General features: G+C 54.5%; 20 protein-coding genes and 1 pseudogene. 6 read left to right on the top strand and 15 right to left on the bottom strand.

Annotation, left to right across the window (positions count from 1 at the left end):
* The first annotated feature begins 25 nt into the window (after positions 1-25).
* The 3 genes from thiM to J4645_RS09300 are packed head-to-tail and all read left to right on the top strand — an operon-like array spanning position 26 to position 2393.
* Positions 26-823 (top strand): hydroxyethylthiazole kinase, encoded by a 798-nt coding sequence (gene thiM, locus J4645_RS09310; protein WP_023215237.1) that lies wholly within the window; start codon positions 26-28, stop codon positions 821-823.
* The gene (thiD, locus tag J4645_RS09305; protein ID WP_001634636.1) at positions 810-1610 is read left to right on the top strand and encodes a bifunctional hydroxymethylpyrimidine kinase/phosphomethylpyrimidine kinase; all 801 of its coding nucleotides are present in this window, start codon (positions 810-812) and stop codon (positions 1608-1610) included. The genes thiM and thiD overlap by 14 nt, the downstream gene beginning before the upstream one ends.
* A 36-nt stretch (positions 1611-1646) precedes the next feature.
* Positions 1647-2393, top strand: coding sequence for a GntR family transcriptional regulator (locus J4645_RS09300; protein WP_000434059.1), 747 nt, complete (start codon positions 1647-1649; stop codon positions 2391-2393).
* Here J4645_RS09300 and J4645_RS09295 read toward each other — a convergent pair.
* Genes J4645_RS09295 through J4645_RS09285 form a run of 3 tightly spaced genes read right to left on the bottom strand, consistent with a single transcriptional unit; the run spans position 2367 to position 5601 of the window.
* Entirely contained in the window at positions 2367-3332 is a 966-nt protein-coding gene (locus tag J4645_RS09295) for a PfkB family carbohydrate kinase (RefSeq protein ID WP_023215236.1), read from the bottom strand. The two genes, J4645_RS09300 and J4645_RS09295, sit on opposite strands and share 27 nt — an antisense overlap.
* Entirely contained in the window at positions 3329-4333 is a 1005-nt protein-coding gene (locus tag J4645_RS09290) for an ADP-ribosylglycohydrolase family protein (RefSeq protein WP_023215235.1), read from the bottom strand. The genes J4645_RS09295 and J4645_RS09290 overlap by 4 nt, the downstream gene beginning before the upstream one ends.
* Positions 4330-5601, bottom strand: coding sequence for a nucleoside permease (locus tag J4645_RS09285; protein ID WP_001656639.1), 1272 nt, complete (start codon positions 5599-5601; stop codon positions 4330-4332). The genes J4645_RS09290 and J4645_RS09285 overlap by 4 nt, the downstream gene beginning before the upstream one ends.
* A 253-nt stretch (positions 5602-5854) precedes the next feature.
* On the opposite strand from J4645_RS09285, the gene fbaB reads away from it, so the two are divergent.
* Positions 5855-6907: a class I fructose-bisphosphate aldolase gene (gene fbaB / locus J4645_RS09280; protein ID WP_208208954.1), complete on the top strand. Its 1053-nt coding sequence runs from the start codon at positions 5855-5857 to the stop codon at positions 6905-6907.
* Between the two features lie 52 nt (positions 6908-6959).
* Here the strand turns inward: fbaB and yegS are convergent, their stop codons facing one another.
* Positions 6960-7859, bottom strand: coding sequence for a lipid kinase YegS (gene yegS, locus J4645_RS09275; protein ID WP_023207587.1), 900 nt, complete (start codon positions 7857-7859; stop codon positions 6960-6962).
* Positions 7860-8417: 558 nt separating this feature from the next.
* Here yegS and steD point away from each other — a divergent pair.
* The gene (gene steD, locus J4645_RS09270) at positions 8418-8753 is read left to right on the top strand and encodes a type III secretion system effector SteD (protein WP_001612048.1); all 336 of its coding nucleotides are present in this window, start codon (positions 8418-8420) and stop codon (positions 8751-8753) included.
* 121 nt (positions 8754-8874) lie between these two features.
* Complete coding sequence (locus J4645_RS09265) at positions 8875-9291, top strand: CesT family type III secretion system chaperone (protein WP_001543023.1); 417 nt, start codon at positions 8875-8877, stop codon at positions 9289-9291.
* A gap of 9 nt (positions 9292-9300) precedes the next feature.
* Here the strand turns inward: J4645_RS09265 and J4645_RS09260 are convergent.
* The 11 genes and pseudogenes from J4645_RS09260 to mdtA all read right to left on the bottom strand — a co-directional run.
* Positions 9301-9480 (bottom strand): annotated as a pseudogene (locus tag J4645_RS09260) (non-LEE encoded effector protein NleB); the annotation flags it as partial.
* A gap of 450 nt (positions 9481-9930) precedes the next feature.
* Positions 9931-11292: a tRNA 5-hydroxyuridine modification protein YegQ gene (gene yegQ / locus J4645_RS09255; RefSeq protein ID WP_001517981.1), complete on the bottom strand. Its 1362-nt coding sequence runs from the start codon at positions 11290-11292 to the stop codon at positions 9931-9933.
* Between the two features lie 115 nt (positions 11293-11407).
* Complete coding sequence (locus tag J4645_RS09250) at positions 11408-13519, bottom strand: DUF4034 domain-containing protein (RefSeq protein ID WP_023215234.1); 2112 nt, start codon at positions 13517-13519, stop codon at positions 11408-11410.
* Between the two features lie 10 nt (positions 13520-13529).
* Positions 13530-14246: a DUF1266 domain-containing protein gene (locus J4645_RS09245; RefSeq protein ID WP_017442194.1), complete on the bottom strand. Its 717-nt coding sequence runs from the start codon at positions 14244-14246 to the stop codon at positions 13530-13532.
* The gene (locus tag J4645_RS09240) at positions 14246-15448 is read right to left on the bottom strand and encodes a hypothetical protein (protein ID WP_000141073.1); all 1203 of its coding nucleotides are present in this window, start codon (positions 15446-15448) and stop codon (positions 14246-14248) included. Before J4645_RS09240 ends, J4645_RS09245 begins: the two co-directional genes overlap by 1 nt.
* Positions 15449-15716: 268 nt before the next feature.
* Positions 15717-16439, bottom strand: a complete 723-nt coding sequence (gene baeR / locus J4645_RS09235; RefSeq protein ID WP_000137854.1) for a two-component system response regulator BaeR — start codon at positions 16437-16439, stop codon at positions 15717-15719.
* Positions 16436-17839, bottom strand: coding sequence for a two-component system sensor histidine kinase BaeS (baeS, locus tag J4645_RS09230; RefSeq protein ID WP_000870081.1), 1404 nt, complete (start codon positions 17837-17839; stop codon positions 16436-16438). The genes baeR and baeS overlap by 4 nt, the downstream gene beginning before the upstream one ends.
* Positions 17839-19251 (bottom strand): MFS transporter, encoded by a 1413-nt coding sequence (locus J4645_RS09225; RefSeq protein ID WP_000137815.1) that lies wholly within the window; start codon positions 19249-19251, stop codon positions 17839-17841. The genes baeS and J4645_RS09225 overlap by 1 nt, the downstream gene beginning before the upstream one ends.
* Positions 19248-22328 (bottom strand): multidrug efflux RND transporter permease subunit MdtC, encoded by a 3081-nt coding sequence (gene mdtC / locus J4645_RS09220; protein WP_001210092.1) that lies wholly within the window; start codon positions 22326-22328, stop codon positions 19248-19250. Before mdtC ends, J4645_RS09225 begins: the two co-directional genes overlap by 4 nt.
* Entirely contained in the window at positions 22329-25451 is a 3123-nt protein-coding gene (gene mdtB, locus J4645_RS09215; RefSeq protein WP_208208953.1) for a multidrug efflux RND transporter permease subunit MdtB, read from the bottom strand.
* Positions 25451-26692, bottom strand: coding sequence for a multidrug efflux RND transporter subunit MdtA (mdtA, locus tag J4645_RS09210; protein WP_000678803.1), 1242 nt, complete (start codon positions 26690-26692; stop codon positions 25451-25453). The genes mdtB and mdtA overlap by 1 nt, the downstream gene beginning before the upstream one ends.
* Positions 26693-26905 lie beyond the last annotated feature (213 nt).

Below are 26905 nucleotides of genomic sequence, written 5' to 3'. Positions count from 1 at the left end.
TCTTCACGCGGGCAGGAGCTGAACCATGCAGCCTGACCTGCACTGCCGCACGCTTGCGGCGCATACGTTAAAACACTTTCGCGCGCACTCCCCGCTTACGCACTGTATGACGAATGACGTCGTACAAACATTTACCGCCAATACGCTGCTGGCGCTGGGCGCTTCACCCGCCATGGTGATTGATCCTGTCGAGGCCAGACCGTTTGCCGCCATCGCCAACGCCTTGCTGGTTAATGTCGGAACCTTAACCGCCTCACGCGCTGACGCGATGCGTGCGGCGGTAGAAAGCGCTTATGATGCCAAAACGCCGTGGACGCTTGATCCTGTCGCGGTGGGCGCGCTGGAATTTCGTCGGCGATTTTGCCTAGATCTCTTGCCCCTGCGCCCGGCGGCAATACGCGGCAACGCCTCGGAAATCCTGGCGTTATCCGGCATGGCGCTGGGCGGACGCGGCGTAGATACCACCGAGGCGGCGTTGGCCGCACTGCCTGCGGCGCAGGCGCTGGCGCGTCAGATAGACTGCATCGTTGTGGTTACCGGAGAGGTAGATTACGTCACTAACGGTCAGCGCACGCTGAGCATTCCCGGCGGCGATCCGTTAATGACTCGCATTGTAGGCACCGGCTGCGCGTTGTCGGCGGTCGTCGCCGCCAGTTGCGCGTTACCGGGCGCCGCGCTGGACAATGTCGCTTCGGCCTGCTGCTGGATGAAACTGGCTGGACAGGCCGCGGCAGAGCGTAGCGAAGGACCGGGCAGCTTCATCCCGGCTTTTCTTGATGCGCTCTATCATCTGGATGTGGAGGCGGCCAATGAAGAGAATTAACGCGCTGACGATTGCCGGTACCGATCCCAGCGGCGGGGCCGGTATCCAGGCGGATCTCAAGACCTTTTCCGCGCTGGGCGCATATGGCTGTTCGGTCATCACCGCGCTGGTGGCGCAAAATACCTGTGGCGTACAGTCGGTGTACCGGATAGAGCCGGACTTTGTCGCCGCTCAACTTGATTCCGTGCTCAGCGATGTGCGCATTGATACCACGAAAATCGGGATGCTGGCGGAAACCGATATTGTCGAGGCCGTGGCGGAACGACTACAGCGCCATCATGTACGTAATGTGGTGCTGGATACGGTGATGCTGGCGAAAAGCGGCGATCCGTTGCTCTCGCCCTCTGCGATAGAAACATTACGCGTCCGGCTGTTGCCGCAGGTATCGCTGATTACGCCTAATTTGCCGGAAGCCGCAGCGTTGCTGGATGCGCCCCATGCGCGTACGGAACAGGAGATGCTGGCGCAGGGGCGGGCGTTACTGGCGATGGGGTGTGAAGCGATATTAATGAAAGGCGGGCATTTAGAGGATGCGCAAAGCCCGGACTGGCTCTTTACCCGTGAGGGCGAGCAACGTTTTAGCGCGCCGCGTGTGAACACCAAAAATACGCATGGGACGGGCTGTACGCTGTCGGCGGCGCTAGCGGCGTTACGGCCCCGGCATCGCAGTTGGGGAGAGACGGTAAACGAGGCGAAGGCATGGCTTTCGGCGGCGTTGGCGCAGGCGGACACGCTGGAAGTGGGGAAGGGCATTGGTCCGGTACATCATTTCCACGCGTGGTGGTAGTATACTGCCTACAGACCCGTCGTCAGGAAATGATAAATGGAACAAGCGCATACCCGGCTCATCGCGCAACTGAATGAACGAATTTCAGCGGCGGATAATACGCCGCTATACATGAAATTCGCCCAGACGGTAAAGGATGCCGTGCGCAGCGGTATTCTTGAGCACGGTAATATTTTGCCTGGCGAACGCGATCTCAGCCAGCTTACCGGCGTCTCGCGCATCACGGTACGGAAAGCGATGCAGGCGCTGGAAGAAGAGGGTGTCGTCACGCGCGCCCGTGGCTACGGTACGCAAATCAATAATATCTTTGAATATTCTCTGAAAGAGGCGCGGGGATTTTCTCAGCAGGTTGTCTTGCGCGGCAAAAAACCGGATACGCTATGGGTTAACAAACGCGTGGTAAGTTGTCCGGATGAGATCGCGCAGCACCTGGCGATCCCCGCAGGCAGTGACGTCTTTTTACTCAAACGCATTCGTTATGTTGATGAGGACGCGGTATCGATTGAAGAGTCCTGGGTGCCCGCGCATCTGATTCATGATGTCGACGCGATTGGCATTTCGCTGTATGACTATTTTCGTCGCCAGCACATTTACCCTCAGCGTACCCGATCTCGCGTCAGCGCCCGGATGCCGGATGATGAGTTTCAGTCGCATATTCAAATGGATGGTAAAGTGCCGGTGCTGGTGATTAAGCAGGTGGCGCTCGATCAGCAGCAGCGGCCTATTGAATACAGCATCAGTTATTGTCGTAGCGACCTATACGTTTTTGTGTGCGAGGAGTAGCGCCTCGCGTGTGGGCGCGCAGTCGCCGCCGCGATGCCCGACCACCCAGCTCGCCACCGCATTTCCCAGCAGTACGGCATCCGCGAGCGACCAGCCTGACGCCAGTCCTGCCAGCACGCCGCCAGCATGGCTGTCGCCTGCGCCGATGGTATCCACCACGGTTGTCGGAAACGCTGGCACAACGCCGGAAGATTGCGCGCTAAAATACCACGCTCCGTCTTTATCGTGGCGCACCACCAGCGGCGCGGAAAAGCGTTTTACCCATGCTTCGCCGAAAGTGCGCGTATCGGTCGCAAGCCCGGTGCGTTCCGCAGCGATGATGGCTTCCTGGCGGTTGAGGGAGACGATGGGCCGGCAGGCCATAATGCGCGCCATTGTATCGTCTGTAATATCACCGATTCGTGGGCCAAAATCGATAAAAGGCGTTACATCGTCGACGGTTTCCAGCCACTGGATCAGTGGTTCGCCACAGGACGAGGCCAGTTGATAGCCGGACAGGTAGACAAGACTGCCCCGCGGTGTCCTGAGCTGCGACAGCCAGTCCGCATTCCACTGGTTTTCCACGCCGCTAAAAGACATAAACGTGCGTTCGCCATCCGGTTCGACTAACGCCAGACACCAGCCGTTATCCCCTTCAACCGCGTCAATCACGCTGGATAATCCCTCTTTTGCCAGACGGCGGCGAATCCTCTCCGCCCACACGCCCTGGCCCAGCGGCAGCGCATTGCTGGCGTCAATCCCCAGTCGTTTCAACGCCACGGCAATATTCAGCGCACAGCCGCCGACATTGACGCTCTGTTGTTGCAGTTCAATATCGCCTCCGCGACGCGGCAACGTCCAGGCGTCGGCAATGATATCGATCACTGCCGCGCCGATAACGGTGAGCGGACGCCGGGTATGCAGGGTCGGTAATAATGTCAGCAACCGTGCGCCGTTCATAGTGCCTCCCGCCGTTGACGATAACTCGCCAGCGCAACGGCATAGCGCGCAAAATCCAGCTGATTAACCTCGTCCAGCGTTTGCTTTAACTGGGGGGTAATGGCGCTTACCCCGTGCAACGCGCCGCAAATGGCGGTAGCCATCGCGCCGATAGTGTCGGTATCGCCGCCGAGGTTAGCGCACAGCACGGCACAGCGGTTAGGATCGGTATTCGCCAGTTCCACCATGGCGATAGCGCAGGGAACCGATTCAATGGTGCTGGTTCCCGCGCCGATGATCTGATAGAGCTGTTCGCTGGCAGATTCGACGCCGTCGGCGCGGCGGACAATGTTTAGCGCCAGTTCCAGACGTGCCGATAGCGAGGCGCTAAACGTGGTAATACGCGCTGTCTGCGCCTGATGGGCGACGGCGGGGAGCGAGTCGGCAATACTTTGCCACGTGTCGCCGTTAACCGCTCGCGAGACGGCCCAGGCGACAACCACGGCGCCAGCCACCGCCAGATCGGATTTATGCGTCGGGCTGGAGGCTAACGCTACTTCTGCTATAAAGGCTGTCAGGTTAGTTGGCGGCAACAGGCAGCCCAACGGCGAAACGCGCATGGCCGCGCCGTTAGTCACGCCGTTATTTTCCAGCGCCGCGATGGGTTTGCCGTCGCGAATCGCATTCAGCGCAATTTTTGACGTCGGGCCGAGTACATTTTTATTGAACGCATCAAAGCGTTCTGCCCAGGCGAGGATGTTACGTCCAATAATCTCAGGATCAATGCTGCCTTCGCATTCGAGTAGCGCGTCGGCCAGGCAGAGCGCCATTGCGGTATCGTCCGTAAACTCCGCGCGGTTAAAATAGCAGGCGGCATTATTCTCTTTTGGCCCGGGCAGAAAGCGGTCAATCCAGCCGAAATGCGCTTTGACGCGCGTTCTCGGCCACAGCTCAGAGGGCATTCCCATCGCATCCCCTAACGCTTGCCCGTAAAGAGCACCGAGAATACGTTCTGCTTTCATTTTACTTCCCCTTGTGTCAACGCAATATCGCGATCGTCAATAGCAGTGATCTCTTTGTCCGATTCGCGAAAGAAAATCATAAACAGTAGCGCGATGACGGCAATCATCACCGCGCCAAACGTCCACATGCCCGCCCAGTTGAATGTCAGACCGTTAACCGGTTGCGGATAAGCAAACATTTTTTCCATCATCACACCGCCGAGGCGATAGCCCAGCAGGCTGCCGAATCCCTGACAGCAGAGGGTGATAAGCCCTTGCGCAGCGGTACGCATATGAACCGGCGCTTTTTTATCGACATAAATGTAGGCGGTGACGTAGTAGAAATCGTAACTTACGCCGTGCAGCAAAATACCGAGGAACAGCAGGGCGTAAGTGAAGTACGTCTCCGCGCCGCCATAGACAAAAAAGCCGTAGCGGATCGCGGCGGTAATAAGACCAAGTAATAATACCTTTTTAATACCAAAGCGCTTAGTGAAAAAGGGCAAAGCCAGCATAAAGAAGATTTCAGAGAACTGGCCGAGCGTCATCCAGCCGGTGGCGTTTTTCATTCCCACTTCTGTCAGATAGCCGTTAGCGAAGATGTAGTAGAAGGCCAGCGGCATCGCAAACAGGAAGGAGCAGATGAAGAAAACGAGAAAGTTTTTATCGCGCAGCAGGATCAGCGCATCCAGCCCCAGCATCACTTTAATATCCATCTTGCCGGTGCTTTTTGGCGGCGTGTCTGGCAGACAGAACGCAAATACGCCCAGCAACGCTGAACTTGCGGCGGTTATGAGCAGTGGAATGTTGGTGGGGGAAATATCGTTATAGCCTAACATTTGCGGCAGGAATCCACAGGCGAGGCCGGAGGCAATCCACCCAATGGTTCCCATAACGCGAATGCGTGGAAAATCGCGTTCAACGTCCGGTACGTTAGCGAAGGCAATGCTGTTTGTCAGCGCGATGGTCGGCATATAGGTCAATGAATAGGCCAGAAGCAGCGGAAAGAATCCGGCAAAGGTGGTTTGCTGCGCCGCGAAATACATCAGTACGGCCCCCGCAAACATCAGTACCGCCAGGACTTTTTGCGCCGAGAAAAAACGGTCGGTAACGGAGCCGACCAGAATCGGCGACAGGATCGCCGCAATGGCGGTACAGGCATAAGACCAGCCTATTTCACCGGCGGAAAACCCGCTTTTATTTAGCCATAGCCACAGGGGGACGAACCAGGCGCCCCAGATAAACCACTCCACGAACATCATGAACGACAGTTTAAAGGTCGTTTTCATTTTTGAATCCTTCATGACAGGTAAGGTACGCCACGACAATACCATTTAATAATACCTTTTAAATACCATTGAGCATTAATTTTGACCGATCTAACACTTTTTCGGACGTGAATCGAGTCAGCAGATAGCGCCGAAAAAATGCGCTAAAGTTGGCAAAAATGGTCGGTCAGTACCAGGCTTATTGCGACCCGCAATCTGCGGGGCAGGACTATTCACCTTCCGATACCCTATCGGAACTTACGGGAGCATAGCTATGACTGATATTGCGCAGTTGCTTGGCAAAGATGCCGACAGCCTTTTACAGCATCGTTGTATGACCATTCCGTCCGATCAGCTTTATCTACCCGGCAAGGATTACGTTGACCGGGTGATGATTGACAATAATCGTCCACCAGCCGTTCTGCGTAATATGCAGACGCTCTATAATACTGGTCGCCTGGCGGGAACAGGATACCTTTCGATACTGCCCGTCGATCAGGGAGTGGAGCACTCCGCCGGCGCTTCTTTTGCGGCCAACCCGCGCTACTTTGATCCAAAAAACATTGTTGAATTGGCGATTGAGGCCGGCTGTAACTGCGTGGCCTCTACCTACGGCGTACTGGCCTCGGTTTCACGGCGTTATGCGCACCGTATTCCGTTTTTGGTCAAACTGAATCACAACGAAACATTGAGCTATCCGACAGAGTACGATCAGACCCTGTACGCCAGCGTTGAGCAGGCGTTTAATATGGGCGCCGTGGCGGTAGGCGCGACGATCTATTTCGGTTCGGAACAGTCTCGTCGCCAGATTGAAGAGATCTCCGCCGCTTTTGAGCGTGCGCATGAGCTGGGTATGGTGACCGTATTCTGGGCTTACCTGCGTAATTCTTCCTTTAAAAAAGACGGCGTCGATTACCATGTATCCGCTGACCTGACGGGGCAAGCCAACCATCTGGCCGCTACGATTGGCGCGGATATTGTGAAACAGAAAATGGCCGAGAATAATGGCGGTTATAAAGCGGTCAACTTCGGCTATACCGACGACCGCGTGTACAGCAAACTGACCAGCGATAACCCGATTGATTTGGTACGTTACCAGTTGGCGAACTGCTATATGGGACGCGCCGGGCTTATCAACTCCGGCGGCGCGGACGGCGGCGACACTGATCTCGGCGACGCGGTTCGTACCGCGGTGATCAACAAACGAGCCGGTGGAATGGGGCTAATTCTGGGACGTAAAGCCTTTAAGAAATCGATGGCTGATGGCGTGAAGTTGATTAACGCCGTACAGGATGTCTATCTGGATAGCAAAGTCACCATCGCCTGAGTTCAACGAAGAAAAGCCGGATGTGAGCGCATCCGGCCAGCGACAGGTGTTATTAACGTAGCAACGGGCAGTCTGGCGGCAGCCGACAGCGTAATGCGCCAGGTAGCACCTCAATATGAAATTCTTGTCCGCTGAGTGGTTCGCCATCCAGATTAAACGTGATTTCATGCGGCGCATGAATATTAAACCACGCCGAGGCGCCGTCAATAATATTCGGATTGTCATCTGACTGCGTGAGTGTGGAAAACAGCGCCGGCAGCAGCTCTTCGCCGGTAAAAATCCGTAGCTGTAACAGCCCGTCGTTAATCAGCGCGGTGGGACATAATTGCTGCCCGCCGCCGGCCTGACGACCGTTGCCGATGCCGATTACCAGCGCATCTCCCTGCCAGTGAAAGTTTTCGCCACGTATTTCGCAGCGGTCAGGGGTCAGCGTATCCATTCTCATCAGACCGTGAATAAGATAGGAGACGCCGCCCAACGCGGCTTTAAGTTTTTCCGGCGTTTCGGTGGTAATGCGGGTGCCAAAACCGCCCGTCGCCATATTGATAAAACAGGTTTTATCATTGACCCTGGCCATATCAATTTCCATCGCGTTTCCGGCAATCGCCAGTTTCAGCGCTTTGTCCAGCGCTTCAGGAATACCGGCGCTGGTGGCAAAATCGTTGGCAGTGCCGAGCGGCAAAAGGCCCAGTGCAGGGGCTACGCCGTCGCGGATCTGGATGAGCGCGGTCGACACTTCATTAATGGTACCGTCTCCGCCGCCGGCAATCACCGTTTCAACGCCCAGTCTACGGGCTTCATCAACGTAACGCTGCGCGTCGCCTTTTTCCCAGGTTACCCGAACGTGAATCTGTATACCTTCGTCGCGAAGTAGAGTAATGGCCTCACGTAGCGGCTGGTTATCAGCGCTTTTGCCATTGAGGATCAGTAAGCTGGCGGGAAAGTTAGCCATCCGTTATGCCTTAATAAGTTGAACAACAATCTCCAGAAAGTGTATAGCAGAAATGAAAAAGCGAGGTCAGAACAGGATGAAAATTGAAATGTTGCGCACTTATTGCTTTACCGTTTTTCTTCCTGCTGTACGCAGCGGTAAGCGAAGCATGGTTTAAGACAAATGGCGACAAGAGAGATGCCGGTATGCGCATTGAGTAGCGCTTGTGAGAGTGCAGGGAAACCACAAGGGGGAGTCAGACGCTTTCCGATATAGCGCCTTTAATAACGAAACGGAGGATTAACAAGACGAACATACGTCAGTTATCAGTATTAATTTCAAACACCATAATATCAGATAAAAACCTGATATTTATTACCAAACATACTTTTTAATAGCATAAAATCGAAATGTTCTTTAGACTGCTTTGGCAGGAACAAGACGCACTATTAGCAGTACACTATTCTTGTTATCAAATAAAACCTATTTAGATGATGACTTAGCGCGGTGTCTTATAGTCGTGCCTGAGGTACCGCTTTTCTCATAAACATAAACAGGCATGTGCATGAAGAGGTTTATATGAATGTCACTTCAGGCGTGAATGCGCAAACGCCATTGCTCCCTCCTTCTGAACGGGGTAATGACGAAAAACCAGTAGCTGAAATCGTTGAGTTTAACGCTTACGGCAATAAACCCAGATGTTTAATGTGTCTGGGAACCTCGGCATTGTTTACAAGTGTTTTCAGTGGGGTATGCTCAGGGGCTGTCGCCAGTGTCAGTAGTGGTGCTGCATATACTACCGCTCTGACGGTTTTAGGCGCATCGCTTGGCATGGGGGGAATTGGTATGATGGGAATATGCGCCGGACTATATCTTAGCGCAAATGGCATCAGAACCCGGCCAGCCTGGCCATAAATGAGCAAACACAGCAAGTCATAGGGAAAAGATGAATTCCGACGATGACACGGGGTGTTAAGCGTCCAGACAAGAGGCTTATGACTTATATAGAAACTCTTTAAATAGAGTATGGGGTGTTATGTATTCAAGAGCCGATCGCTTATTAAGACAGTTTTCACTAAAATTAAATTCCGATTCAATTGCCTTTGACGAAAACAGATTATGCTCATTTATTATAGATAACCGTTACCGTATCTTACTAACAAGCACTAATAGCGAGTATATAATGATATACGGTTTTTGCGGAAGACCTCCGGATAATAATAATCTTGCTTTTGAATTTCTCAATGCTAATTTATGGTTTGCAGAGAATAATGGACCACATTTGTGTTATGATAATAACTCACAATCATTATTACTGGCTCTCAACTTCTCACTCAATGAAAGTTCTGTAGAGAAACTTGAATGTGAAATTGAGGTAGTTATTAGATCAATGGAGAATCTGTATCACATTTTACAGGATAAAGGAATAACTCTGGATACCGATTATACGTGACGGTGGGAAGGGTGTTTGGTGATCTGGTGGTAATAGAGGATAATCAACCCCGGCAAAACTTACATGGCCTGATGAAGGTGGACTGAGCGTAGGTGCGATGGTTTGAGTATTACTTTGACATGAAATCAAACCTCTAATCCGGGAAAACATTATTTTAATCCTTGTAAAAGCGGCATTAAAACGTGCCATAACTTTAGACGCTTAAATTATCGGTTTTTAACCTTAATTTAATAACCTGGAAACTTTTTGTATAAGTTCGCACAAAGCAGTTCTTGATTTAATTCACTGATTTTAAACGTAAATATCAGAATGCTAAGTCCTGAGTCTGACCGGATGCGGGAGGATTGTGACTTGCTGGCTGGCCATGAATAGTGGAGGTCTGTAAACCTAAGCGCCCATTTGCGCTTTGGTTAGTGTGGTCAATTTTTGGATGTGGCGGAAAGTACCACTTTTTTATTGATTATACGCAAAAAATAAGCCTGCGTAAGGGAGATTACGCAGGCCAAGGAGGTGGTTCCTGGTACAGCTAGCATTTATGGGTTATGTTTTTCAGCGCGTTGAATAATACCCGCATTGAGCGAAGCGGTATGTGATCAATTTCTAAGAATCTTCCCGCCATGAAAAAATAACCGCAATTAACTACTTAGCATGGGGGTTACGCGTTGATTCGCCTGAGAAATTACGCATCAATAGTGCGTAATCCAGCGTAACGTCCTGCGGGACGGGCATCCAGACGGTATAGCCATCGCCAGGCGCCACCGGCATAGCGTCGCCTTTGGCGTTCTCCATCTGTTCCAGGGTGAAATTGATATTTCCCTGCGGTGTCATCAGCTCCAGACTATCGCCAACGGAGAATTTATTTTTCACCGCCACGGCCGCCAGTTGGCCTTTACGCTCGCCGGTGAACTCGCCGACAAATTGCTGGCGTTCGGAAACGGAGTACCCGTACTCGTAATTCTGGTAATCGTCGTGCGTATGGCGACGCAGGAAACCTTCGGTATAGCCGCGATGAGCCAGACCTTCCAACGTTTCCAGCAGCGTAGGGTCGAAGGGTTTACCCGCGGCGGCGTCGTCGATGGCCTTACGGTAGACCTGCGCGGTACGGGCGCAGTAATAAAAGGATTTGGTGCGGCCTTCGATTTTCAGCGAGTGGACGCCCATTTTCGTCAGGCGCTCCACGTGGGCGATAGCGCGCAAATCTTTTGAGTTCATGATATAGGTGCCATGCTCGTCTTCGAACGCGGTCATGTATTCGCCCGGTCTTTGGGCCTCTTCTATCATAAACACTTTATCCGTCGGCGCGCCGATACCGAGCGTCGGCTCAACGTTCTGTACCGGAATCGGTTCGTGCTTATGCACGATGTTGCCGACAACGTCTTCTTTTCCTTCCTGCACGTTATATTCCCAACGGCAGGCATTGGTGCAGGTGCCCTGGTTCGGATCGCGTTTATTGATGTAGCCGGAAAGCAGGCAGCGGCCGGAATAGGCCATGCATAGCGCGCCGTGGACGAAAATTTCTATTTCCATATCCGGCACCTGCTGGCGAATTTCCTCAATCTCTTCCAGCGACAGCTCGCGGGAGAGAATCACACGGGTCAGCCCCATCTGCTGCCAGAATTTTACCGTCGCCCAGTTTACGGCATTAGCCTGTACCGACAGGTGAATCGGCATTGCCGGGAAGTGCTCGCGTACCAGCATAATCAACCCTGGATCGGACATGATCAGCGCATCCGGGCCCATCTCGACGACGGGTTTCAGGTCACGGATAAAGGTTTTGAGCTTGGCGTTATGCGGGGCGATGTTCACCACCACGTAGAATTTTTTTCCGAGCGCGTGGGCTTCGTTGATGCCAAGCTGCAAATTTTCGTGATTGAATTCGTTATTACGCACGCGTAAAGAGTAGCGCGGTTGGCCCGCATAGACGGCATCGGCACCGTAAGCGAAAGCGTAACGCATATTTTTCAGCGTTCCCGCCGGCGAAAGGAGTTCTGGTTTAAACATCATTTTCTCGTTCTGATGACAGGTCAGATCCGCCTCACCTGATGAGGCGGCTGGAGGAGAGTCCTCACTTTAAGGGCGGGCATTGTAGCGCCGTGGGAGAGGGGAGTAAACCACCTTACACCATTGAGTTGACCTGTCCCGGCAGCTCTGAGTTCGGGATGCGGACGGTATACCAGGCGAAACGAAAGCGTTTCCAGAAAGAATCGAAATGCAGGTGGTCCAGGCAGTCCATAACGATTTCATTATCCGGGTAAAGCGTGAAGGCAAAATGTGCCCAGCGTGCGCTTAGCTTCATATTAAACAGCGTTCGATCGTGTTTATTACCGTGCAGGCGCGATAGGGTCACCATAGCATGTAGCGTGCCTTTGTTGGCCTCTTGTTGCACCAGTTCCAGATGCTTATGCGCCAGCGTAATATCCTTCACTTCAAAAATATTCAGCAGGAACAAGCCCCAGGCTTCTTTATGCCCGAACTGATGCGCCAGCCAGAGATTATCGAGCAGTTCTTTTTCATAAGCGGAACGTTTTTCGGTATCAAGTTCTTGTTTACTCAGACGCTGGTTGCAGATGCCAATGCTGAAATGAATATTTTTCAGGTCATTTTCATAGTCGGTATAGCCTCCGTTATCTATTAATTTGTACGGGGTGCTCTCGCGCAGCGCTAACTGCCGGTGCAAAATCTCCGCCGCGCGCTGAAAATACCCTAACGCGATGGCAGGATCGTAAGGTAGTAGGCCTTTGTTCTCTTTATTATTGTGTTCAAGGCCCAGCAGGTTTAGCGCGGCGGGTATATTTCTTTGTGCGCCCAGCTCTGCCAGCGGCACGAAATGTTCCGGGAGCCCGAACCAGTTGAAATTTTTAATCGCCGCCCGCCAGTTATGGTTATATTGAATGTCGGCGACGCTATCGAGCCAGGCGAGGCCTTGCGCCTCATCCTTTTCGAAACCCAATAGCCCGGCGTACTGAAAGTAGCCACGACGGATTTTCGGCACTGCGAATTCCGTTTGCTGCGCATTCTGACAGAGAAAATTATACATCCACCAGGTGTCAGGAAAATCGCGCAGGGCGAACTTTATCGTGTCATCAGAGAAGTAATTGTTGAGCTTAACTTTTTCCACGATCGAACGCTGAAGGGTTCGCCAGAGCGCGTCATTATCGTCCAGATCGCTATAGCAGACCCGCAGCCACTCCAGCGCGTTGTGGCGAGATTCCTGGATATGCGCTCGCAGGCTAATCTCTTCGGCTTTGGCGATAATACGTTCCTGTTCTGCCGGGGAGTCAACCTCTTTGATGCGCAGATCGCGGTGATCGTCCCACCAGATTAATAGCTCCAGATGTTCACGTTCTGCGGCAGAAAGGTGATCGCATACGCTTGATTCCAGAAATTCGCGGATCTCCTCGTGAGACCCTCTCCAGCGTGGCATACGAAACGGGATATATTCATCCAGCACGTAAAATGCCGTCGGGAAAATAGCCAGGCAGACGGCGAGCCAGTATTTTTGCCCGGCATCGTCATCGCACTCCGGCAATACGGACGGGCGCGGCAAATTTGGGCAAACCGCGTCGGCAAACGACAGCCCGGAATGGGCCATCAGCGCGTCCACCTCCTGCGGTGAATGGCGATGATATTCAGCCAGATCCTCCATTAATGGCTGCCCGGCAACATCCGCGCCCACGAGGAACTCAACCAGCCAGTCGGGCTGGCCGAAGACTTTTGAGTTGGTGCTGGTCAGGGCCGCCGCCATCCACTGGCGCGGTTCACAGTCGATAGCATTGAGCGCGGCGATGACCATCCGTTCGTTGCAGGCGGCGGCGCAGATCCACATCGCTCGGGTGGTTTCTCTCGCCCAGCCATAGCTGCGGTAAAGCCACGCACGGTGATTCCAGTATTGCGCCTCGGCAAGCCAGGCGTGAGTGGAGCGGGGACGAGCGCGCTGCCACTTTTTGATCAGCGCTAATCCTTGCGGCCCAGCCTCAACCAGCGTGTCCATATCGTAAAAAGGGTTGTCCATTTGATTCCAGGCGAAGAAATAGCGCTTTTCCGCTTCGCGGCTGGTAAAGCTCTCCGTCAGCGCCTGGTTGTAGCGTTCGTCCAGTTCGTCATAGCGTTCTTCACGCAGCAGGCCGGAAATATCGGCGATATGCCACTCGCGATGCCCGTCATTGAGGGGATTTTTGTGGTTGCACATCTCAAACATAGCGTTGAGCAGGCGGTCATCCTGTTCCATAAATAGTCCTTTAAATCGGCTCGAAAATTTTGAATTCATTCCACGGCAGTTGTCGCCAGCGGCTGACAGGGTCTTGCAGATAATGGGTGGCTTCCTGTAAATCCCGTCCGGCAAGCGCTGTTGGCGTGTCACGTAGCGTGAGCCATACCCGGCGTGCGCGAACGTAGGCGGTGGCGTAATCCTCCCAGGAATCAAAACAGTCCTGAGCGCGCTGGGCGTTAAGTAACAACACCAGCCAGGCCTGATTTTCATCACACCAGCCGAGCCCGGCGATACAGCGGGTCAGGAAGGCGGTGCGCATGCAGTCGAATGCCAGCGCGTCGCGGACCTGTCCCTGGGCCGCCAGATAATGGTAAAACGTGCGCGGCGAGCTGCCGATGCCCGCAGGCCAGCGGCGTAAGATATCCTCAACCTTGTGGCGTAACGCTGCATCGTCGAGATTTTCGCTCAAGCCCAGCTCTTTTTTTACCTGCTGTGCCAGATAGCGGCGTTTGTCATCGTCAAGTTTGAAGACCAGCTCAACGCCTTTGATCGGTAGCCCGTTGCGCCGGGCGAGGATATCAGCTAGCGCCAGCGCCCATTGCCGCCGCCGGGTATCGCGACGCAGATCCTTCAGGCGATCTTTTTCTTTCTCCTCGGCGATACGGGCCGCAATCAGCGGTTTGTTTTTTTTGTAGTTGCGCCAGCTAAAAAATAGGGCGGCAATAATAAGAACAATCCAGAACATTAGCGCTCCTCCCTGGTTGCAGAAAGATAGCGCGTGGTTTGTAGCGTCAGGCTTTCAATTTCGAAAGGTTCACTACTGGTGTTTTTTCCGGCAAGCGTAGGGTGCCATTCATGCCGTGGAAACAGCATTTCCGCAGCCGTCGCCACGTTAGGATCAACAACCTGAAGATAGCGCAGCGCCTCCGGGGCGCTGTGCAGCAGCAGCCACTGTAAAGCCACCGGAGGCGTAGGGAAGTGCTCCATTAAATGAAAATTGTCATGCAGCACATTGAGCAGAAAATTGAGGTCATGAATATGAGTAATAAATTTCCAACCTGAATATTCCGGCGTTGCTTCATAAACTATTCCCATCTCTTCGCAATCGGCGTGGCGCTCAGGAAGTGGTTGCAGATGGCGTAACAGAGATAAAACATCGTTAGCATATTTCTTAATAGGATGGCGATTTTGCTTACCTTTAATCTGATCAATGCTCAGGCCGTTATTACCAACCACCAGGCTTATTGTGACGTGGGGAATATTATTGCCGTCGCGCAGGCTAAACAGGCGAAGTTTTTGTTGTTCAATTTGCCGGGCGTAGTAATCGCCGTAGCCGCCGGAAAGCGCGCCTTTATTATCAAAATCTCCGACGCAGTGTTGCATATGCCAGGATTCATACGCCATCTCACTGCGCAGGCCGGGGTTTGTTGCATCAAGCTCAACCAGTACACCGTTATTCACCGCCATCACCGGTTTTAGCGCTTCGCTGTTGGAGGGATACCAACCTTGTTCACGCAGGCGCTGCATTTTTTGATGCTCCGCTTCGCGCATTGCCAGCACGGTAAAGCAGTTGATGCGCTGCAGTTTAGTTTCCAGCCGCGTTCCTTCCTGACGCGAAAGAAATTCCACTAAATCTCTTTCCATTGCCACGAGTTGCGGGTGCTGAACGTTAAGGTAGTAAAAGCGCTCATCGCCACCCAGCTTTGGCACCAGCCAGGCGGGGATTTCTGCATCAGCGCTAAAATAAACGGCATAATCGGCGACGGAGCGCACAGGATAAACGTGAGGAAAGTCACCAATGATCCAACGATAAAAATGGTTGCTTAACCAGCGCTGGATATTTTCGCTGTCGCCGCGTTGTTGGCTCCGGGAAAAAATAGACGATTTTACATTTGGCGCATTTATTATATTGCGTGGTTTATAGCGGTGAGATGACGTTTCTGTCATAAAAATCCATGTATAATTAAGCTGGTATTATGTTTATGTATTTTTAGATTCACTTAATGAATTAATGCGCAATAAGTTTAAAAAACTACTCACAGTATATCGGTAAACTAAAAAGAGCGGCCAAATAATTTATTGTCTCCGATCGCGTTCGTCGTGGTTTTCGGGATACCGCTCGGCCAAAGGAAAGAGGACAGTGTGTTAATTCCGCCAGAATAGCGTTGGCGGAAAATATCGTCTTACGACCTTGTTATTGTTATGCCAATAATCATTATACCAGGCGACACGCATCCGCTTCCCAGCGATATCCCACCCCGTAGACCGCGCGTATAAATGACTGTTCGGCATCCAGCGATTCCAGTTTACGGCGCAGGTTTTTAATGTGGCTGTCGATAGTACGATCGGTCACCACACGGTAGTCGTCGTAGAGGTGGTTTAACAACTGCTCGCGGGAAAAAACTTTACCCGGTTCAAGCGATAAGGTTTTTAGCAGACGGAATTCAGCGGGGGTTAAATCCAGCGCTTTACCACACCAGGAGGCCTGAAAGCGGCTTTCATCAATCATTAACGGGCTTTCGGCATCCTGCTGCTGGAGTTCGCGCTGCGGTTTACAGCGGCGCAAAATGGTTTTCACGCGGGCCACGACTTCGCGCGGGCTGTAAGGCTTACAGATATAATCATCGGCGCCGATTTCCAGCCCAAGCAGCCGGTCGATCTCTTCGATTTTGGCCGTGACCATCACAATGGGGATGTCGGAAAAACGGCGAATCTCCCGGCATAGCGTCAGACCATCGGTACCCGGCAGCATCAGATCCAGCAGGATCAGATCCGGCGGCGTTTGACGCACATACGGCAGTACCTTGTCGCCATGATTGATGAGCGTGGGGGCGTAACTTGCCGCGCGTAAGTAGTCAATAAGCAGCTGTCCCAGCTTGGGTTCATCTTCAACAATCAAAATGCGCGGCGTGTTTTCATCAATGGGTAATTCAGTCATACTTCTCTCTGTAAATCGCGATCCAGCGGTAACTCTACTGTAATGCTAACCCCGCCAAAAGGCGAATGAGCGGCGTGAAGATGACCGTTATGCGCGTGTACAATATTGACGCATATCGCCAGCCCCAGTCCAGAACCGCCGCTGGCGCGGTTACGGGACACTTCCGTGCGGTAAAAACGGTCAAAAAGCTTTTGTAACTGTTCATCGCTGACGCCCGGTGCAGAATCGGCAAAGGTCAGGAATAATGATTTATCGCGTTGTTCGGCGGAAATATGCAGGCCGCCGCCGCTGTCGGTGTAGCGCAGACTGTTTTCCAGCAGATTATTAAACAGTTGCATCAGGCGATCCGGGTCGCCGAAGACGGTCATGCTATCCGGCAACGCGTAATGTAGCGTTAGCCCCCGGCTGGTAAAGCGTTCTCTGAACGCGCCGCCAGCGACTTCCAACAGGGGAACAAGATCGACGGTCGTTTTTTGGTAAGCCAGCGCGCCCTCGTCAGACAACGAAAGCTGATGCAGGTCGTCAACCAGTTTGGTAAGCGTACCGACTTCCGCCTGTAGGGAGGTAACCGATTCTGGCGTGAACTGGCGAACGCCATCCTGAATGGCTTCCAGTTCGCCGCGCAATACCGCCAGCGGCGTGCGCAGTTCGTGGGAAATATCCGCCATAAAGTCGCGGCGCATCTGCTGATTTTTTTCCAGCGTGCTGGCAAGCTGGTTAAAGTCCTGCGCCAGTTTTCCCAGCTCATCGGCGCTGGTTGGGGTCACGCGCGTGGTAAAATCCCCCGCCGCCAGTCTGTGCGTACCCTCGACCAACCGTTTGACCGGGGCGAGCAGGCCACGCGCCAGCAAAAATGTCGCCAGCGCGGCCAGCAACGTTGATAATGCCACGATCATCCAACTGGCGCGCCGCTGCTGCATATCAAAATTAATATCCGTATTGCGCGTCAGCCGCTCGACAGGAGAGGCGATAATCGCGCCGACTTCGACGCCATTGACCAGAATGGGGCGGCGAGTACCGTCATGCGGCACCGGACCGCGTGGGCCGACCAGCACCCGGCCATTTTGATCGACGACCCAGAACTGGGTGCGCCAACCGTGCGGCGGCATACCGGGGCCGGGTTTATCCCGGTCGTTGTCATGCTCAAATGAACGCAGAATCTGGAAAACGAAGCGATCGTTGTTGCGTAAAAAACGCCAGTTGCCGTGTTGCTGGTACTGGTCGCCCAGCGCATCGCCCAGCATTTGTAGCCGCTGCTCGTTGCCGTGTTTGATATAGTCAATAAATCCGCGTTCAAAACTGACGCGCACGGCCCAATGCATACTGATCAGCAGCACGATGCAGGTGGCGAAAATCGCCAGAAACAGCTTGCCGGTGATTCCGGGCCGCCAGACTTTCATTACAGGCTCCTTTTACGCCGTGAAATGACCATGTTTTGCTGTGTATCGTTCGGCACGCGGGCAAAAATTATCGCCGGTAGCGCGATAATAACCGCCATACATAACCAGGTGTACATAAAGACGTGATGTGTGGCGCTACTGTCTATCCCGATATGCTGTTGGCCAAACATACCCAGCAGCATTCCGGCAATAGTGACGCCAATACTCATCGAGAGCTGCATAATCATCGATAATAAGCTATTGCCGCTGCTGGCCAGCGTATCGGGAAGGTCTTTTAGCGTTAAGGTGTTCATGGAAGAAAAGCGCGCCGAGTTCACCATTCCCTGCAAAAGCAGTACCAGCGGCAGGAGATAATACCAGCCGAGCAGCGCGACCGACATAAACAACAGGCTAACCAATGCCAGTCCGAGCGTGGTCGCCACCAGAACCCGACGATAGCCAAAACGGTTAACTATCTGCACCACAATCCGCTTCATTCCCATGCTGCCCAGCACCATGGGGATCATCATCAAACCGGCATGAAACGGTGAAAAACCAAGACCAATTTGCAAAAAGACCGGCGTCATAAACGGCAGCATACCGCTGCCGATACGCCCGGCAAAACTGCCCAGCAACCCCAGTGAAAACGTGGGCGTGCGGAACAATCGCAGGCTGAATAACGCGCCTGAGTTTTTTTTGGCATGGAGGAGATAGAGCAGAATGGCTGCCGCGCCGCCCGCAGCAAGTCCGGCTAATGTCCAGGGCGAAATCCCCATGCTTTTACTACCATCCAGCGCCAGCGTGAGTACCGCCATGCCGATAGCTAACAGCAGGAACCCCGGCAGATCAAAGCGCCGGGTCTCTATGGTGTAGTTTGGCATCAGCATAAAGGTTGCAATAGCGCCGACAATTCCCACCGGGATATTGATCAGAAAGATCCAGTGCCATGAAGCATATTCCACCAGCACCCCGCCCAGCGCGGGGCCGAGTAACGGCCCGATCTGTCCCGGTAGGGTGACGAAGGTCATCGCCGCCATATATTGCGCGCGCGGCACGATTTTCATGACCGTCAGGCGTCCGACCGGTACCATCATCGCGCCGCCTACGCCTTGTAAAACCCGCGCTAATACCAGTTGATTAAGCGTGCCGGAGAGGGCGCAAAACAGCGAACCCAGCGTGAACAGCACAATGGCGGCAAAGAAGATATTACGCACGCCGATTTTATCTGCCAGCCAGCCGCTGGCGGGGAGCATTACGGCGACGGTAAGAACATATGACACCACTACCATGTGCATATGCAGCGGGCTTTCCCCCAGGCTTTTCGCCATGGAGGGCAGCGCAGTGTTGACGATGGTGGTATCCAGCGACTGCATAAAAAAGCCGAATGCCACAATCCAGAGTTGCCAGCGGGTGTTGTCAGGAAGTTCTGTCATATTTCTACTACCGGTTTGCTATTTTTACGCGAAAAACGCCGCCGCAGACGATCGAAAAAGAGGTACACCACCGGCGTGGTATAGAGCGTCAGGAGCTGGCTCATGACCAAACCGCCGACAATGGTTATCCCCAGCGGCTGCCGTAATTCCGAACCGTCTCCGCCAGATAACACCAATGGCAGTGCGCCGAACAGCGCCGCCAGCGTGGTCATCATTATTGGACGGAAGCGTAACAAGCAGGCCTGGAAAATGGCTTGTTCCGGCGTCAGGCCGCCGCTTCGTTGCGCTTCAAGCGCAAAATCGACCATCATAATGGCGTTTTTCTTCACAATGCCAATTAATAGCATGATCCCTATCAGGGCGATTAGGCTGAAAGGGGCATTGAAGAGTTCCAGCGCCAGAAGCGCCCCAACGCCCGCCGATGGCAGAGTAGAGAGAATGGTCAGTGGATGGACGTAGCTTTCGTACAGTATCCCCAGCACAATGTAGACGGTAGCGATCGCCGCCACTATCAAAATAAGCTGTGAATTCATGGTCTGCTGGAAGACTTGCGCCGTTCCGGAAAAACTGCCGCGTACCGTCGGGGGGACGCCAAGCTGCGTCATTGTGCGATTAATGGCCTCCGTCGCCTGCGATAACGATGTGCCGGTCGGCAGGTTAAAGGCAATCGTGGACGCCGCGGACAATCCCTGATGGTTCACCGACAGCGGCGCATTGGCGGGCCGCCATTGGGCGAAATAAGAGAGGGGAATCGCTTTTCCGTCACGGTTGATAACGAACATTTTCTCCAGCGCGCTGATATCCTGGCTATAGCGCGGATCGACTTCCATCACCACTTTATACTGGTTCATCGGCTGATAAATGGTGGAAATTTGCCGCTGGCCGAAAGCATTATTTAACAGACTGTTTGCGGCCTGAACATCAATACCCAGCCGTGACATGGTGTCGCGGTCGTAGATAAGGTTCATCTCCGCGCCATTATCCTGCTGGTCGGAGTTTACGTCCGCCAGTTGCGGCAGGGCCGAGAGCGCTTTGCGTATTTTCGGCTCCCACTCGCGCAGCGCCGCCAGGGAGTCAGACAGCAACGTATATTGGTAACTGGCGTTAGCCTGCCGCCCGCCGACGCGAATATCCTGTACCGCCATCAGAAACAGCCTGGCGCCGGGTTCTTTTGCCAGTTTGACCCGCAGTCGGTCAATGATTTGCTGCGCCGTCTCTTTGCGTTCGCCGCGCGGCTTCAGCGTAATAAACATCATGCCGCTATTCACCCGCGAGCCGCCGGTAAAACCAGTGACATTATTCACCGCCGGATCGTCGCGAATAATTTTCATAAAATCCTGCAGCTTGCCGCGCATGGCCTGGAAAGAGATGCTCTGGTCAGCCTGAATACCGCCCATCAACACGCCGGTGTCCTGCTCCGGAAAGAATGTTTTAGGGATGGCGATATAAAGCCAGATGTTCAGCGCAACGGTGCCAAGAAAAACCACACCGACAAGACGCGTATGGTTAAGCACCCATTTTAACGACGTGCCGTAACCCTGTTGCAAGGCGACCAGCAAACGGCCAACGCCCCGTTTACGCGGTTGGGTGCGCGGTTTGCTTGATTTAAGCATCCAGCCGCACATCATCGGCGTCAGCGTGAGCGAGACCACCAGCGAAATGCCAATCGCCACCGAGAGGGTAACGGCGAATTCCCGTAATAATCGCCCTGGCAGGCCGCCCATTAACAGCAGCGGCAGAAATACCGCCACCAGCGACAGACTCATGGAGATGACCGTAAACCCGACTTCCCGCGTACCCTGTAATGCCGCCTGCAAAGGTTTCATTCCCGCCTCCAGATGGCGGGCGATATTTTCCAGCACCACAATGGCATCATCAACGACAAATCCGGTCGCGATAGTCAGCGCCATCAGCGACAGATTGTTGAGGCTGAAGCCGCACAGATACATGGCGGCGAAGGTGCCGATGAGCGAAACGGGAACGGCGACGGCGGGGATTAGCGTGGCGCGCCCGGAACGCAGGAATAAAAACACCACCAGGATCACCAGCGCGACAGAGATAACCAGCGTCTCTTCTACCTCTTGCAGCGATGCGCGAATCGTCGGCGAACGATCCTGGGCGATTTGTAAATCGATAGCGGCGGGGATCATTGCCCGCAGTTCCGGCAGTTTTGCCCGGATGCCGTCGACCGTCTGAATAATGTTGGCCTCCGGCAGCTTGCGGATCATCAACAAAATAGCGGGTTTAGCGTTCGTCATCCCGGCGTTACGGACATCCTGCACCGAGTCGGTGACGCTGGCGACGTCGCCCAGGCGTACCGCCGCGCCGTTGTTATAGTGAATAATCAGCGGCTGGTATTCGGCGGCGGTTTTCAGTTCGTCGTTGGTCTGGATTTGCCAGCGGTGGACGCTATCTTCAATTGCGCCTTGCGGTCGGCGTACGTTGGCGCTGTCGATCGCTTCGCGGACCTCATCCAGCGAGACGCCCTGGTTAAAGAGCGCCTGCGGGTTTAAGCCTACACGTACTGCGGGCAGGGAGCTGCCGCCGACGTCAACATCGCCGACGCCGTCAATTTGCGCGATGGTTTGCGCCAGTTGGGTAGAGGCGAAATCATACAGTTTGCCCTGTGACCAGCTCTCCGAGGTGAGCGTTAAAATCATAATCGGCGCGTCGGATGGGTTGGCCTTGCGATAAGTCGGGCGGCTGGGCATTCCGCCTGGCAACAAGCTTTGCGCGGCGTTAATGGCGGCCTGCACGTCGCGCGCCGCGCCGTTAATATCACGATCGAAATTAAATTCGAGAATAATGCGCGTACTGCCGAGCGAGCTGCTGGAAGTCATTTCATTGACGCCTGCAATGCGTCCCAAAGAGCGTTCCAACGGCGTCGCCACCGACGAAGCCATGGTTTCCGGCGAGGCGCCCGGCAGCGAGGCGCTAACCATAATCACCGGGAAATCGACCTGCGGCAGCGGGGCGACCGGCAGCAGACGGAAGCCCAGAATGCCGCACAGCGTAATGGCGGCGGCAATCAAAATGGTGGCGACCGGGCGGTAGATGAAAAGGGCGAAAAAGCGCATCTACGCCTCCTCTTTATGGCGCGGAAAGCGACTTTTCACGTACAGCGACAGGCGGTCAAACAGGAGATAAATCACCGGTGTGGTAAACAGAGTTAATACCTGGCTGACCAGTAGGCCGCCCACCATTGCGATCCCCAACGGGCGACGTAATTCCGCGCCAACGCCGGTACTCAACATTAATGGCAATGCCCCGAGCAACGCCGCCAGCGTGGTCATCAGAATCGGTCGAAAACGCAGCAGACAGGCCTGGAAGATAGCGTCGCGCGGACTCATCCCCTGTTCGCGTTCGGCGGCGAGGGCGAAGTCAATCATCATGATGGCGTTTTTCTTCACGATGCCGATCAGCAAAATAATGCCGATAATGGCGATAATATCGAGCTCGCTACCGGCGATGATCAGCGCCAGCAGCGCGCCGACGCCCGCCGTAGGCAGCGTTGAGAGAATCGTGATCGGATGGATAAAACTCTCATACAGCACGCCGAGCACGATATACATCGCCACCACGGCGGCGACAATAAGCCAGACGGTGCTGCCCAGCGCCGCCTGGAAGGCGAGCGTACTGCCCTGAAACTGCGTTGTAATATCCGCTGGCAGGGCGAGCGTTTTTTCCGTATCGAGAATCGCCTGCACCGCATCGCCGAGCGAATAGCCCTCCGGCACGTTAAACGAAAATGTCGTAACCGGGAACTGATCTAAATGATTGATAGAGAGCGGAGCGAAGCGCTGCTCAATGCGGGCAATCGCGCTGAGCGGTACGGTGCCGCCGTCGCGGCTCGTCAGGCGAATCGTCTCCAGCGCCGCCAGTCCCGGCGTGCTGGCGGTATTATGTTCCAGTACGACGCGGTACTGGTTCGCCCGGGTATAAATCGTTGAAATCAGGCGTTGCCCGAACGCGTTGTAGAGCGCGTTATCCACATCCGCCATGCTGATACCCAGACGGCTGGCGCTGTCGCGGTCGACATTCACCCAGGCCGCTAATCCCCGATCTTGCCAGTCGCTGCTTACCTCAGAGAGCTGTGGTAACGACTGTAGCGCGTTCTGCAGTTTTGGCACCCAGTGACTGAGCGCATCGAGCGTCGTGGCCTGCAGGGTAAACTGATACTGCGTGCGGCTGACCTGCGTGTCGATGGTTAAATCCTGCGTCGGCTGGAGATACAGCGCCACGCCGGGAATCGTCGCCACGGCGGTTTGCAGCCGGGAGATCACCTGCTGCACGCGGTCATCACGCGCATCCAGCGGCTTGAGGTTAATTTGCAGGCGCGCGCTATTGAGCGTGGGGTTAGCGCCGTCTACGCCAACAAAAGTCGTCAGGCTTTGCACCGCCGGGTCCTGTAATATCCGCTCCGCCACCTGGCGCTGACGTTGCGCCATACTGGCATACGATGACGATTGCGGCGCCTGCAGCGTTCCCTGGATAATGCCGTTATCCTGTACCGGAAAGAACCCTTTCGGAATGACTATCCACAGCATAACGCTGAGCAGGAGCGTGGCGAATGCCACGCTCAATGTAAGCCACGGATGGTTGAGCACTTTCGCTAATCCGCGTCCGTAGCTGGCGATCACGCGGTCAAACATCCGCTCGCAGGCGCGGGAAAAGCGGTTTTGTTTACGCAGAGACTGCTGGCTGAGCATACGCGCGCACATCATGGGCGTGAGCGTCAAAGAGACGACGGCGGAGATTAAAATCGCTACCGCCAACGTCACCGCAAATTCGCGGAACAGTCGACCAACAATATCGCCCATAAAGAGCAACGGGATCAGCACCGCAATCAGGGAAAAGGTGAGGGAAATAATGGTAAAGCCGATTTCGCCCGCGCCTTTGAGCGCCGCCGCCAGCGGTTTTTCTCCTTTTTCGATGTAGCGCGAGATGTTCTCGATCACCACAATCGCATCGTCCACCACGAAACCCGTGGCGATAGTGAGCGCCATCAGCGTCAGGTTATTAATGGAAAAATCCAAAAACACCATCACCGCAAAGGTGCCGATAAGCGACAGCGGTACGGCGACGCCGGGAATAATTGTGGCGGGAATGTTACGTAAAAACAGATAGATAATCATGACGACCAGCGCGATCGCCAGCATCAGTTCAAACTGGGTATCGCGCACGGAAGCGCGAATATTGGTGGTGCGATCGGACAGGACCGTGACCTTCACCGATTTCGGCAGGCTTTCGGTAAGCTGGGGCAGCATCTGGCGAATGCTGTCCGCTGTCGCAATGATATTGGCGCCGGGCTGGCGTTGAACGTTCATCACGATAGCCGGCGCTTGATTCGCCCATGCGCCGAGCCAGCTATTTTCCGCCCCCTGTTCGACGGTGGCGACATCGCCCAACCGTACCGGCGCGCCGTTTTGATACGCGATGATAAGCCTGCGGTAGTCGTCGGCAGACTGCATCTGATCGTTAGCAGAAAGCGTCACCGCCCGTTCGGGGCCATCCAGACTGCCTTTCGCCGAGTTGACGTTGGCGCCGGTAATTGCGGTACGGACCGTTTCGCTGGTCAGACCGAGCGCGGCGACAGCCTGAGCATTCAGTTTTACGCGTACCGCAGGGCGCTGCCCGCCGGCAAGCGTCACCAGTCCGACGCCGGAGACCTGCGAGATCTTCTGCGCCACGCGGGTTTCTACCATGTCCTCTACTTGGGTCATCGGCATCGCGTTTGAGGTGACGGCAAGCGTCATAATCGGCGGGTCCGCCGGGTTGACTTTGCTATAAATCGGCGGATTCGGCAGGTCGGAAGGCAATAAATTGGTGGCTGCGTTAATCGCCGCCTGTACTTCCTGCTCGGCAACGTCCAGCGGCAGCGTCAACTGAAACTGTAGCGTTACCACTGATGCGCCGCCGGAGCTTTGCGACGACATCTGCTTAAGTCCTGACATCTGGCCGAACTGGCGCTCAAGCGGCGCGGTGACGGCGGAGGTCATGACATCCGGGCTGGCGCCAGGGTAGAGCGTAACAACCTGAATAGTGGGGTAGTCGACCTCCGGCAAAGCGGCGACGGGCAGGAAGCGATAGCCGATAATCCCGGCGAGTAAAATCGCCGCCATCAGCAGAGTGGTGGCCACGGGGCGCAGAATAAACAGGCGCGAAGGGCCGCCCGTGCTGCCCGGAGGTAATACCTGCATCAGGCGCGCGCTCCTTTTTGACCTTCATGGCGGGAAGGGGATTTTTCATCCGCCACGGTGGTTTGCGGCTCAACGACCTCGACTTTTGCGCCTTCCGTCAGCCGATCAATACCATCGGTAACGACGCGATCGCCTGCCGACAAGCCTGCGCTGATCACCACGTTTCGGTTATCCTGAATACCGATTTTTACCCGCTTCTTGCTGACGTTATTTTCGTCGTTCAGCACCCACACAAAGTGGCCCTCATTGCCCATTTGCACCGCCGCGGCAGGCACCACAACGGCATTTTGTTCGGTATCGACCAGCATCCGGGCGTTCACAAATTGATTGGGGAACAGCGTATCGTCCTGATTGGTAAAGCGCGCTTTAATTTTGATCGTTCCCGTCGTGGGATCAATCTGGTTGTCCAGACTGAGCAACACACCTTCGCTCAATTTGTGCGAGTTAGTCCGATCCCAGGCTTCTACGACCAGCGCTTTCCCCGCTTTCTGTGCCTGAACTACGGTCGCGATATCGCTTTCCGGCAGAGTAAAAATGAGATCAATCGGGTGCGTTTGCGTAATGACGACAATACCGGCGGTATCGCTGCTGGAAATCTGGTTGCCGACATCCACCTGTTTCAGACCCACGCGTCCCGAGACCGGGGCCGTGATACGACTCCAGTCGAGCTGTAACTGCGCGCTGGCGACATTGGCTTCATCCGCTTTAATGGTTCCCTGGGTTTCGTTGACCAGCGCCTGTTGCGCATCCAGTTCCTGACGGGAAACCAGATTGGTTTTTGCCAGTTGCTGATAGCGCGCCAGATCACGACGCGCATTCGCCAGCGTAGCGTTATCTTTCGCCAACTGTCCCTGAGCCTGCGCCAGGGCGACCTTAAACTGGCTGGGATCGATTTGCGCCAGCAGATCGCCTGCGTTGACCTGCTGACCTTCCTGAAAGTGCAGGGCGATGAGTTGACCATCCACGCGGCTACGTACCGTAACGGTATTCGCTGCGGTCACGGTACCCAGCCCGCTCAGATAGCGCGGTACGGCCTGCGTGGTCGCGGTCGCGGCCTGTACCGGCGCCAGAGGGCCGTCGCGCATACCGCGGCGACCTGCGGCGGCGGTATGCGGCGCTTGCGCGGCGACGCCCGGCGCGGCGGTCGGGCTTTCGCTACGGTTATGCCAGAACCAGAATGCGGCGGCGGCTACTACAACCCCAATCGCTATTGCCCAGCGGAAAGTATTACTGCCTTTCATCGGTATAAGTTTCTCATCCTGAAACGTTTTGCGGAATGTTGCTCCCTCTATTGTAGTCAGCAGGGAAGGGAGAAAAATGGAGGAATTATGGAACACGGTCGGGATTATTCTGAATGGCGACCCGCTTTGCGAGGCGCTACGCAACTCTCATCGCTGAAAATCGTTAGCGCGCCGGAGTGCGGTAAAGTGGCGGCACGGCAATGAAGGTAAGCC

Origin of the sequence: Salmonella sp. 32082101201600294FB01SM01, assembly GCF_017572865.1 — a bacterium.
GTDB lineage: Bacteria > Pseudomonadota > Gammaproteobacteria > Enterobacterales > Enterobacteriaceae > Salmonella > Salmonella enterica.
This window is presented reverse-complemented; position numbering and strand designations above follow the sequence as displayed.

Bases quoted from the DNA above. Each gene is read 5' to 3' on its own strand.
- thiM (WP_023215237.1), top strand. From the start codon at position 26: ATGCAGCCTGACCTGCACTGCCGCACGCTTGCGGCGCATACGTTAAAA.
- thiD (WP_001634636.1), top strand. From the start codon at position 810: ATGAAGAGAATTAACGCGCTGACGATTGCCGGTACCGATCCCAGCGGC.
- J4645_RS09300 (WP_000434059.1), top strand. From the start codon at position 1,647: ATGGAACAAGCGCATACCCGGCTCATCGCGCAACTGAATGAACGAATT.
- J4645_RS09295 (WP_023215236.1), bottom strand. From the start codon at position 3,332: ATGAACGGCGCACGGTTGCTGACATTATTACCGACCCTGCATACCCGG.
- J4645_RS09290 (WP_023215235.1), bottom strand. From the start codon at position 4,333: ATGAAAGCAGAACGTATTCTCGGTGCTCTTTACGGGCAAGCGTTAGGG.
- J4645_RS09285 (WP_001656639.1), bottom strand. From the start codon at position 5,601: ATGAAAACGACCTTTAAACTGTCGTTCATGATGTTCGTGGAGTGGTTT.
- fbaB (WP_208208954.1), top strand. From the start codon at position 5,855: ATGACTGATATTGCGCAGTTGCTTGGCAAAGATGCCGACAGCCTTTTA.
- yegS (WP_023207587.1), bottom strand. From the start codon at position 7,859: ATGGCTAACTTTCCCGCCAGCTTACTGATCCTCAATGGCAAAAGCGCT.
- steD (WP_001612048.1), top strand. From the start codon at position 8,418: ATGAATGTCACTTCAGGCGTGAATGCGCAAACGCCATTGCTCCCTCCT.
- J4645_RS09265 (WP_001543023.1), top strand. From the start codon at position 8,875: ATGTATTCAAGAGCCGATCGCTTATTAAGACAGTTTTCACTAAAATTA.
- yegQ (WP_001517981.1), bottom strand. From the start codon at position 11,292: ATGTTTAAACCAGAACTCCTTTCGCCGGCGGGAACGCTGAAAAATATG.
- J4645_RS09250 (WP_023215234.1), bottom strand. From the start codon at position 13,519: ATGGAACAGGATGACCGCCTGCTCAACGCTATGTTTGAGATGTGCAAC.
- J4645_RS09245 (WP_017442194.1), bottom strand. From the start codon at position 14,246: ATGTTCTGGATTGTTCTTATTATTGCCGCCCTATTTTTTAGCTGGCGC.
- J4645_RS09240 (WP_000141073.1), bottom strand. From the start codon at position 15,448: ATGACAGAAACGTCATCTCACCGCTATAAACCACGCAATATAATAAAT.
- baeR (WP_000137854.1), bottom strand. From the start codon at position 16,439: ATGACTGAATTACCCATTGATGAAAACACGCCGCGCATTTTGATTGTT.
- baeS (WP_000870081.1), bottom strand. From the start codon at position 17,839: ATGAAAGTCTGGCGGCCCGGAATCACCGGCAAGCTGTTTCTGGCGATT.
- J4645_RS09225 (WP_000137815.1), bottom strand. From the start codon at position 19,251: ATGACAGAACTTCCTGACAACACCCGCTGGCAACTCTGGATTGTGGCA.
- mdtC (WP_001210092.1), bottom strand. From the start codon at position 22,328: ATGCGCTTTTTCGCCCTTTTCATCTACCGCCCGGTCGCCACCATTTTG.
- mdtB (WP_208208953.1), bottom strand. From the start codon at position 25,451: ATGCAGGTATTACCTCCGGGCAGCACGGGCGGCCCTTCGCGCCTGTTT.
- mdtA (WP_000678803.1), bottom strand. From the start codon at position 26,692: ATGAAAGGCAGTAATACTTTCCGCTGGGCAATAGCGATTGGGGTTGTA.